6 protein-coding genes are annotated in these 9511 nt (G+C 62.9%); all 6 read left to right on the top strand.

From position 1 onward, the window contains the following. Positions 1-242 precede the first annotated feature (242 nt). Positions 243-2849, top strand: a complete 2607-nt coding sequence (locus AB6O04_RS20315; RefSeq protein ID WP_368566233.1) for an EAL domain-containing protein — start codon at positions 243-245, stop codon at positions 2847-2849. Between the two features lie 994 nt (positions 2850-3843). After that, complete coding sequence (locus AB6O04_RS20310; protein WP_368566234.1) at positions 3844-4230, top strand: hypothetical protein; 387 nt, start codon at positions 3844-3846, stop codon at positions 4228-4230. Positions 4231-4321: 91 nt separating this feature from the next. Next, complete coding sequence (locus tag AB6O04_RS20305; protein ID WP_368566232.1) at positions 4322-6547, top strand: methyl-accepting chemotaxis protein; 2226 nt, start codon at positions 4322-4324, stop codon at positions 6545-6547. A 312-nt stretch (positions 6548-6859) separates the two neighbouring features. After that, on the top strand, positions 6860-7771 hold the full coding sequence (locus tag AB6O04_RS20300; protein ID WP_368566231.1) for a CheR family methyltransferase: 912 nt from the start codon (positions 6860-6862) through the stop codon (positions 7769-7771). Between the two features lie 39 nt (positions 7772-7810). Further along, positions 7811-8413 (top strand): chemoreceptor glutamine deamidase CheD, encoded by a 603-nt coding sequence (cheD, locus tag AB6O04_RS20295; protein WP_337344766.1) that lies wholly within the window; start codon positions 7811-7813, stop codon positions 8411-8413. A 13-nt stretch (positions 8414-8426) separates the two neighbouring features. Beyond that, the coding region (locus tag AB6O04_RS20290) for a chemotaxis response regulator protein-glutamate methylesterase (protein WP_368566230.1) at positions 8427-9511 on the top strand (1085 nt) is incomplete at its 3' end.

Below are 9511 nucleotides of genomic sequence, written 5' to 3'. Positions count from 1 at the left end.
TCCCGCCGCGAGCTCTTCGCTTTTGTCGCGATCTGATGGGAAGAGCTCGCGGCGGGACGCCGCTCCTACAAAAAGCGGGTTGTCCCACCACGATCTCGGCGCCTTCCGAAAGCGTATTCAAGTCTTCGGTCGTACGGTCGATAACGACTCTGATGTGATTCCGACGGGCAAAAGATGAGCGAATCACCCATAGCCCCCTGTCATTGCCATCAACACGCAGTTCGCCTGCGCGAAGGATCCGCATGCCGCGCCGCGCAATGACACCGTTACCTCAGGAGACGGCATCGGACGAGGTCCAGGAATTCTTGTCGCAGACGCTGGAACAATGCGTCGATGCGGTAATCGTTACCGATCACCGTCATCAGGTACTGCTGTTCAACAGGGCGGCGGAACAGCTCTGGGACTGCCATCGCGACGAGGTCTTGGGCGTTGCGCTGGACAGACTGCTCTGCCCTGCCGCCGATCCCGCGCACCTGGGCCACCCCGCTTCCATCTCCGAGCAGTCGCTGGTAGGCAGCAACGTCGACGTGGTGGTGATGCGGCTGGATGGCAATCACCTGGCCGCGTCGGTATCGATGTCGCGCATTGTCCTGGGCCGTCGGGTGTTCTATACCGCGTTCGTCCGCGATACCAGCGAGCAGCAACGGCAACAGCAACGCTTGCAGCAACTGTCTTTTGTCGTGGACAAAAGCGATAACGCGATCTTCGTCAGTGATCCCGACCGCCACGTGGTGTACGTCAACAGCGGCTTCACCCGCATGCTCGGTTACGAGCTGGAGGACCTGCGGGGATGCAAGCCCACGGACATCCTGTCCGGGCCGCACACCGATCCGGGCCTCGGCGAACTTATCGCTTCCCACATCAAGGCCGGCGAAGGCCTGCAGACCGAAGTGCTGCTATATGCCCGGAACGGCCGGCCGTTGTGGGTTTCCGCGGCCATCAACCCGGTACACGACGACGAAGGCAAGCTGATTGGCCTGGTCAGCGTGCTCAGCGACATCACCCAGACCAAGATGCATCAGGTGCTGCATCACAAAGCGCTGGATGCCATGGTCCATGAGTGGCCGACGGCGGAGGTGATGGATTTGATCTGCCGCGAAGTGGAGCACATCGCGCCGGAAGTCGTCGCGCTGATCACCGCGGTCGACAACGAAGGCCGGCTGCGTCCACTGGCCGCCCCCAGTCTGCCGGGAACATTGCTGCAAGCCGTCGACGGCATGGGCATCGGGCCACGTGCAGGTTCCTGCGGCACTACCGCTTGGCGCGGGCGCCCGGTGCTGGTGACCGACATCGCCACCGAACCGCTATGCGCCGAGTACCGGCACTTGCTGCTGCCATTGGGCTTCGCCGCCTGCTGGAGCAATCCCATCAAATCCAGCAGTGGCCGCGTGCTGGGCACGGTGTCGTTCTACTACCGCGAATCACGTGGACCGGACGAGCTTCACGCGCAACTGGTCAGCACCTGCCAGCACTTGTGCGCGCTGGCGCTGGAACGCGAACAGACCAACGAACGCGTGCACCAGCTCGCTTTCTACGACACGCTGACCGCTCTGCCCAACCGCATCATGTTCAGCGCCAAGGCCGAGCAGTCGCTGGCCAACGTCGCGCAGCTCAACGGCACCGCGGCAGTGCTGTTCATAAATTTGGATCGTTTCAAACGTATCAACGATACCCAGGGCCATGCCGCAGGCGACGGACTGCTGCGCGACGTCGCTGCCCGCTTGAATGCGGAATTGCCCGGGGTGAGCATCGTCGGCCGCCACGCGGGCGACGAATTCGTCGCGGTGCTGCCACAGTGCAGCGCCGAACAAGCTGGCAGCGTGGCGGAACGCTTGCTGGGCGCCATCGCCGCGCCGACCGCCGTCGGCATGATGACGCTGCATCCCAGCATCAGTATTGGCGTAGCGATGTTCCCTGACGACGGCCGCGACATCGAACTGCTGGTACGCCACGCCGACATGGCCATGCACCGCGCCAAGAGCGAGGGCGGCAGCAGCTTCTGCTTCTTCAGCGGCGAGATGAATCGAGTCGCACAGGAGCGCGTCTCGCTGGAAACCGCGTTGCGCGACGCGCTGCGCCTGGACCAACTGCAGTTGGAGTTCCAGCCGCAGATCAGCGGAGATGCATTCCCACATCTGTATGGCGTGGAGGCATTGTTGCGCTGGCACGATCCGGAGACAGGCACGGTGCCGCCGTCGCGCTTCGTACCGGTGGCCGAAGAGTGCGGCCTGATCTCCGAACTCAGCCTGTGGGTGCTGCGAAAAGCCTGCGCGCAGCTGGCCGACTGGCGCCGGCGCGGCGTGGAGGTCCCACGCGTATCCGTCAATATCTCGGCCATCAATTTCCGCGACCGCGAGCTGGCCCGGCAGATCGCCGACATCCTGGACGAACATAGCCTGGTGCCAGACGACCTGACACTGGAAATCACCGAAAGCGTCATGCTGGATCCGGACCCGGATGTATTGGAGAACATCGAAGCCATCTACGTCACCGGCGTGCGCCTGTCACTGGACGACTTCGGCACCGGCTACTCCAGTCTCAGCCATCTGCACCGGCTGCCCATCTACGAACTGAAGCTGGACCAGAGCTTCGTACGCGACATCGAAACCAGCGCCATCGCACGCACGCTGACCACCTCGGTGCTGCGCATCGGCGAGAGCCTGCACATGAAGGTGGTCGCCGAGGGCGTGGAAACCGCGGCGCAGCATCGCTTCCTGACCGAGAACGGTTTTCCGATCCTGCAGGGCTATCTGTTCTCGCAGCCGCTTAGGGCTGCGGAGTTGGAGCAGTGGCTGCAGAACAATGACTACATTGCGAGGAATGTACTGGACACGGCGGCGGTTAGTTAGTTTTTTGGCATTCGTAGCATGCGCTGTGCGCACGACTTGAAAGTCAGCGTCTTGGTGGCGTATCCGTAACGCTTTTTTTGTATCTTGGCGCTGACGCGGGTGGTTCACCTGGATTGACGATCTACGCGCCTGCCGCGGGCGTCACTTTTCTTTGCTCGTGCAAAGAACAAGTAACCAAAAGAAACACGCCCCGGGCAGCGCGCCCTTCGGGTTCGCAATCGGGCCAGGAATTTTCGGAAGGTACATCCATGTACCTGCCGAAAACGACGCACATCCTGTGCGCCGCCCCTGCGGGGTTTTACCCGTCCCGCTTGCCGCGCCTTAACGGGGGCCCCGAAGATCAAGAGCCAAAGCAACAGCAACAGCAGCAGCAGCAGAAAACTAAGCGACTGCTTTTGCCTTGCCCTTGCCCCTTGTCTTTGCTCGTTGCTCTTCGCCTTTGCTGGTGCTGTCGCTTTTGCTTTTGGCTTCTCGGGTCCCCTTTAAGGCGCGGTGGCGCCGGTGGGTACAACCCCTTGGGGCGCCGCGCAGGACGCGCGGCGTTTTCGGCAGGCACATGGATGTGCCTTCCGAAAATTCCCACCGGCGACACGTACCCCGAAGGGGCGCACCGCCAGGGCGTGCTTTCTTTTGGTTACTTTTCTTTGCACGAGCAAAGAACAAGTGACGCCCGCGGCAGCGCGTAAATCACCCGCGCCGGTGAACCCGCCGCGCCAGCGCCAAGAACGAAAAAGCAGCGAAATGAGGCGGAACTCCAAGTCGTGCGCACAGCGCACGCTACGGCCGCCTCGGCCCGCCGACGCCATGCACACGGGGAACGCCACCCCGAAAGAAAACGTGACGCACGTATCAATCACCACCCTCCAACCCTCCCCTTCGGCTTTCGTCCACTCAAGTTCTCCCCCGCCCCGCCGATGAGAGGCATGAGTTCTCCCCCTACCGTCCTTCCGTACACACCGAACATGGAGTTACCACAATGAAAATCACCTCCGCACTGATCCTGTCGATCGCAGTCGCCGGCGCCGCCGCACTGATGCCTGCTTCGCCCGCCGTGGGCCAGTCGCAGGTCAACAATGCCATTCCCGCCGACATGGCCGTGCGTTTCGCCGGCAAGCCCGGCGTGGTCTGCGGCAAGGTGGGCAAGGCCCGCTTCGCGGAAAATTCCGAAGGCACGCCGACGTTCCTGTACATGGGCGGAAATTTCCCGCGCCATACTTTCACCGCCACCATTCCAGGCGCTGACCGCGCCAAGTTCAAGCCGGCACCAGAAACCCTGGAAGGCAAGGACGTGTGCGTGATCGGCGACATCCAGCGCGACAACTCACGCGCGGAAATCGTCGTCAACTCACCGTCAAATCTGAAGCTGGCCACGATGCGCTAAGCCGCAACTCCGGCGGGACGCCTGCGTCCCGCCTTTCGGTCGTCCCGATGTGGATGGCGCCTGCCTGCGCCGACGAACAGGAATCGATTTCATGCAGCGGATCAAGAACCTCAAACTGACAACGAAGATGATGTTGGCCTTCGGTGTCGTACTCGTGCTTATGCTCGCCCAGGGCATTTCGGCTTTCTTCGGCCTGAACTCCCTCAATGGCGTTACGTCTGACATGGCGCAGAACACGCTGCCCAGCGTCAAGATCGCCGGGGATCTGCGTGGCCTGCTGGGTGAATACCGCAGCACTGCTTTCACCACGATGGTTCGCGCCAGCGACGGCGTGAAAGCCGATGCGCGTACCCGCGCCGGCAAGATCGCCGAACAGATCAACAAGGAAGTGGGCGAATACAAGCCACTGATCCAATCCGAGAAGGAACGCAAGCTGTACGACGCCTTCGTCGCCGACTGGAAGAAGGCGCATCAGTCCTACCAGGACGTCAACGAAATGCTGGAGTTGCAGTTGGAGGACGACGCGATCGATTCCTTCATCGGCACCACCTACCAGCTGCACGCCAAGGCTTCCGCCTCGCTAGGCAAGCTGATCACCGAGGTCGACAACCAGACCGTGGCCGCAGGGAAAAAAGCCGACAGCACCTTCGCGGCTTCCAGCACCCTGATTCTCATCATGCTGCTGGCCGGCATTGGTGGCGGCCTGGCGCTGGCCTGGTTCTTCGCGCGTGCCATCGCCAAATCGGTCGGCGAAGCGGTGCGTGTGGCCACCGATGTGTCCAACGGCAAGTTGGACGGCAAGATCGATGTCAGCAGCAAGGACGAAGTGGGCCAGTTGATGGCCGCCATGCAGCGCATGCAATCGCAGGTGCAGTCGGTGATCGAGGCCCAAGGCGAGATGGCCACGCGCCATGACGAAGGCCAGATCAGCTACCGCATGGATGAGACCGCTTTCCCAGGCGACTACGGCCGCATGGTGCACGACACCAACACATTGGTCGGTTCGCATATCGCGGTGAAGATGCGCGCGGTGGAAGTCATGCAGCGCTATGCCATTGGCGACTTGTCGGTGGACATGGATCGCCTGCCTGGTGAGAAAGCGCAGATCACCGAAGCCATGGATGCCACCAAGACGAACCTTTCCAACATCAATGCCGAAATCAAGCGCTTGGCGATGGCCGCCGCGGCGGGCGATTTCTCGGTGCGTGGCGATGTGTCGCAGTACCAGTACGACTTCCGCGACATGGTGGAGGGCGTCAACCAGCTGATGGAAACCACCGACGAGAACCTGGCCGAGGCTTCCCGCCTGTTGCAGGCCATCGCCCGCGGCGACCTGACCGCGCGCATGGACGGCGATTTCCACGGCGTGTTCGCCCGCATGCGCGATGACGCCAACGCCACCGTCGCGCAGCTGACCGATATTGTTGGACGCATCCAGGGTGCGTCGGTGTCCATCAATACTGCCGCCGGCGAAATCGCCTCCGGCAATACCGATCTGTCCCGTCGTACCGAACAACAAGCCGCCAATCTGGAAGAAACCGCCGCCTCGATGGAAGAACTGACCTCCACCGTGCGCCAGAACGCTGACTCTGCTCGCCAGGCCAATCAGCTGGCCATCGGCGCCGCCGGTGTCGCCTCGCAAGGTGGCGAAGTGGTCGGCCAGGTGGTCGTCACCATGCGCGAGATCGAACAGTCTTCCAAGAAGATCGCTGAGATCATCTCGGTCATCGACGGCATCGCCTTCCAGACCAACATCCTGGCTTTGAACGCGGCTGTGGAAGCGGCGCGTGCCGGCGAACAAGGCCGCGGCTTTGCCGTGGTCGCCTCGGAAGTGCGCACCCTGGCGCAGCGTTCGGCGAACGCGGCCAAGGAGATCAAGGGCCTGATCGAGAACTCGGTGGACAAGGTGGCTGATGGTTCGGCGCTGGTGAACAAGGCCGGCCAGACCATGGGCGAGATCGTCGCCAGCGTGCAGCGCGTGACCGACATCATGGCCGAGATCAGTGCCGCTTCGCAGGAACAAAGCGCCGGTATCGAGCAGGTCAACCAGACCATCACCCAGATGGACGAGACGACCCAGCAGAACGCCGCGCTGGTGGAAGAAGCCTCGGCCGCCGCCCGCAGCATGGAGGAGCAAGCCGCCGAACTGGCGCAGACGGTGGCGGTGTTTCAGTTGACGCATGCCAGTGCGCCGGCCACCGCTCCCGCCAAGGCGACAGTTGCTTCGCACAAACCTGTCGCGGCCAAGGCACCGGCCAAGCTCAAGCCAGTGGCCGAGCCAGCATTGGCTGATGGCGATGATTGGCAGGAGTTCTGAAGCACGAGGGAGCCCACGCTTTTTCCCTTCTCCCCTTGGGGTGAAGACATGCGGCTTACGAGCCATTGGCTCGTGCATGTCTGAACGCCCTGCGTGCTACGCAGGGCCGGGGTGTAAAGCAAGGTGCCCGAAGAGCCTGCCCCGTACTTGATACGGGGGCGGATGAGGGAATGGCAATGACTCGCCATTGGCCTTTGCTACAAGCGGACACCTCATGCCCTCATCCGTCGCTGCGCGCCACCTTCTCCCGGAGGGAGAAGGGAAAGCGATTCTCCGCTAACCGCATACCGTTTTACCGCCAACGAGATCCCGATGTCCGTCACCTCCCGCAGCACCGCACCGGCTTCGCCCGCACGACGGACCCCACCCGCCTCGCCGGTCAGCGACGAGCATCGCGCCGCCGGTGAACGCGAATTCGAATTCGGCGACCGCGATTTTCGCCGTGTCTGCGAACTGATTCGCGAGCGCGCCGGCATCGCGCTGGCGGACGGCAAACGCGACATGGTCTATGGGCGACTGTCTCGCCGGCTGCGTGCATTGGGCTTGCGCAGCTTCCGCGAGTATCTGGACCAGCTGGAAAAAGATGGCGGCGACGAATGGCAGGCGTTCACCAACGCGCTGACCACCAACCTGACCTCATTCTTCCGCGAGCCGCACCATTTCGACAAACTGCGTGAAGAACTGCATGGCCGTGCCAACAACGGTCCGCTGAAGCTATGGTCCTGCGCTTCGTCGACCGGCGAAGAACCGTATTCGATGGCGATCACCGCGTGCGAGGCCTACGGCACACTCAATCCGCCGGTGCGCATACTCGCCACCGACGTCGATACCCAGGTGCTGGCCACTGGCGAGCGCGGCGTCTATCCGCTGGAGCGCATTGCCAGCCTGAGTGAAAACCTGCGTAAGCGCTACTTCCTGCGCGGCACCGGCCCCAATGCCGGTTTCTGCCGGGTCAATCCGGCGCTGCGCAATTTGATCGATTTCCGCCAGCTCAACCTGCTGACACCGCGTTATGACGTGAGTGGTCCGTTCGATGCGGTGTTCTGCCGCAACGTCATGATCTATTTCGACAAGCCCACTCAGCGCGGCATCCTGTCGCGGCTGGTGCCGCACCTGGTCGATGACGGCCTGCTCTATACCGGTCATTCGGAAAACTATCTGCACGCTGGCGACATCATCCAGCCCTGCGGCCGCACGCTGTACCGCCGCGCGGCACGCGCATGAGGACGATCCGATGAGCGTGCTCAGAACGAGCGTGAACCTATGAAAGCCGCTTCCGCGCTCGCCGAAACCGACAGCGTGCTGCGCTACCACGATGCGCGCTTCCAGACGCCTGCCGCCAAGCTGCTGCCCACGCAGTACTTGGTAGTGGATAGCGACATGGCGCTGGTGACGGTGTTGGGATCCTGCGTGGCGGCTTGCGTGCGCGATCCGCTGCTAAAGCTAGGCGGCATGAATCATTTCATGTTGCCCGACGGCCAGGTCGGCGATGGCGCGCCCGCACGCTACGGCAGCTACGCAATGGAACTGCTGATCAACGACCTGCTCAAGCGCGGTGCCGCGCGCAACCGATTGGAAGCCAAGGTTTTCGGCGGCGGCAACGTATTGAAAGGCTTCACCAGCAATCCGGTGGGCACGCGCAACGCTGAGTTCGTTCGCCAGTACCTGGATGCCGAACGCATTCCGGTGGTGGCGGAGGACCTGCGCGGCATCCACCCCCGCAAAGTGTGGTTTTTCCCGCGTACCGGACGCGTGGTGGTCCAACGCATGCCGCACGCTCACGACGCCGAAATTCTGGCGACAGAATCGGCGATCCGGGCACGTCTGTCTAAAGCCCCGGTCACCGGCGGCGTGGAGTTGTTCTGATGGAGCTGTTCTCATGAACGTGGCGTCCGGCAATACGCCTTGCAAAGTATTGATCGTCGACGACTCCGCGGTGGTGCGGCAGTTGCTGACCGAAATCCTGTCGGCCGATCCGGGTATCGAGGTAGTCGGCTCCGCGGCCGATCCGTTGCTGGCGCGCGAGAAGATCAAACGCCTCAACCCCGACGTGATCACGCTGGACGTGGAAATGCCGCGCATGGACGGGCTGGCGTTCCTGGAAAACCTGATGCGCCTGCATCCACTGCCGGTGGTGATGATTTCGTCGCTGACAGAACGCGGAGCAGATACCACATTGCAAGCGTTGTCGCTGGGCGCGGTGGATTTCATCTCCAAGCCCAAGCTCGATGTCGCCAACGGCCTGCAAAGCTACGCGGATGAAATCGTCGCGAAGGTGAAAGCCGCCGCACGCGCCAAGGTGCGCCCGCTGGCGCGGATGAATGCGCCCAAGCGCAGCGTGGACGCGGTACTGCCTCCCATGCCTGCCGCCGCATCTTCCCTGCGCTTCCGCACCACCGACCGCCTGATCGCGATCGGCGCATCCGCAGGCGGTACCGAAGCGTTGCGGGTGGTGTTGGAACAGATGCCGGCCGATGCGCCGGCCATCGTGATGACCCAGCACATCCCGGCCGGTTTCAGCCGTGCATTCGCCGAGCGCCTGGACCGCCATTCCGCCATGGCCGTGCGTGAGGCCACTGAAGGCGAAGCCATCCTGCCGGGCCACGCGTATCTGCCGCCCGGTGGCCGCCACTTGAGCGTGATCCGCGACGGTGCCCGCTGGCGCTGCCGCATCGAAGATGGTCCGGCGGTCAACCGGCATAAGCCCGCGGTAGACGTACTGTTCCGCTCCGTCGCACGCAGCGCCGGAGCCAATGCCATCGGCGCCATCCTGACTGGCATGGGCGACGACGGCGCCCGCGGCCTGCTGGAAATCTCCCAGGCCGGTGCACCGACACTGGTCCAGGACGAAGCCACCAGCGTCGTCTGGGGCATGCCCGGCGCCGCCGTGCGCCTGGGTGCCACGCAGGAAGTCCTGCCGCTGGAACGCATCGCCGAGCGCCTGCTGCAAATGGCGGCGCAGTC

It is taken from the genome of Pseudoxanthomonas sp. UTMC 1351, assembly GCF_040948865.1.
In the GTDB taxonomy this organism is placed as follows: domain Bacteria; phylum Pseudomonadota; class Gammaproteobacteria; order Xanthomonadales; family Xanthomonadaceae; genus Pseudoxanthomonas_A.
Note: the sequence above shows the minus strand (reverse complement) of the source record. Positions and strands in the feature narration are given on the sequence as shown.

Coding starts and splice junctions, on each gene's coding strand:
- AB6O04_RS20315 (WP_368566233.1), top strand. CDS start 243: ATGCCGCGCCGCGCAATGACACCGTTACCTCAGGAGACGGCATCGGAC.
- AB6O04_RS20305 (WP_368566232.1), top strand. CDS start 4,322: ATGCAGCGGATCAAGAACCTCAAACTGACAACGAAGATGATGTTGGCC.
- cheD (WP_337344766.1), top strand. CDS start 7,811: ATGAAAGCCGCTTCCGCGCTCGCCGAAACCGACAGCGTGCTGCGCTAC.
- AB6O04_RS20300 (WP_368566231.1), top strand. CDS start 6,860: ATGTCCGTCACCTCCCGCAGCACCGCACCGGCTTCGCCCGCACGACGG.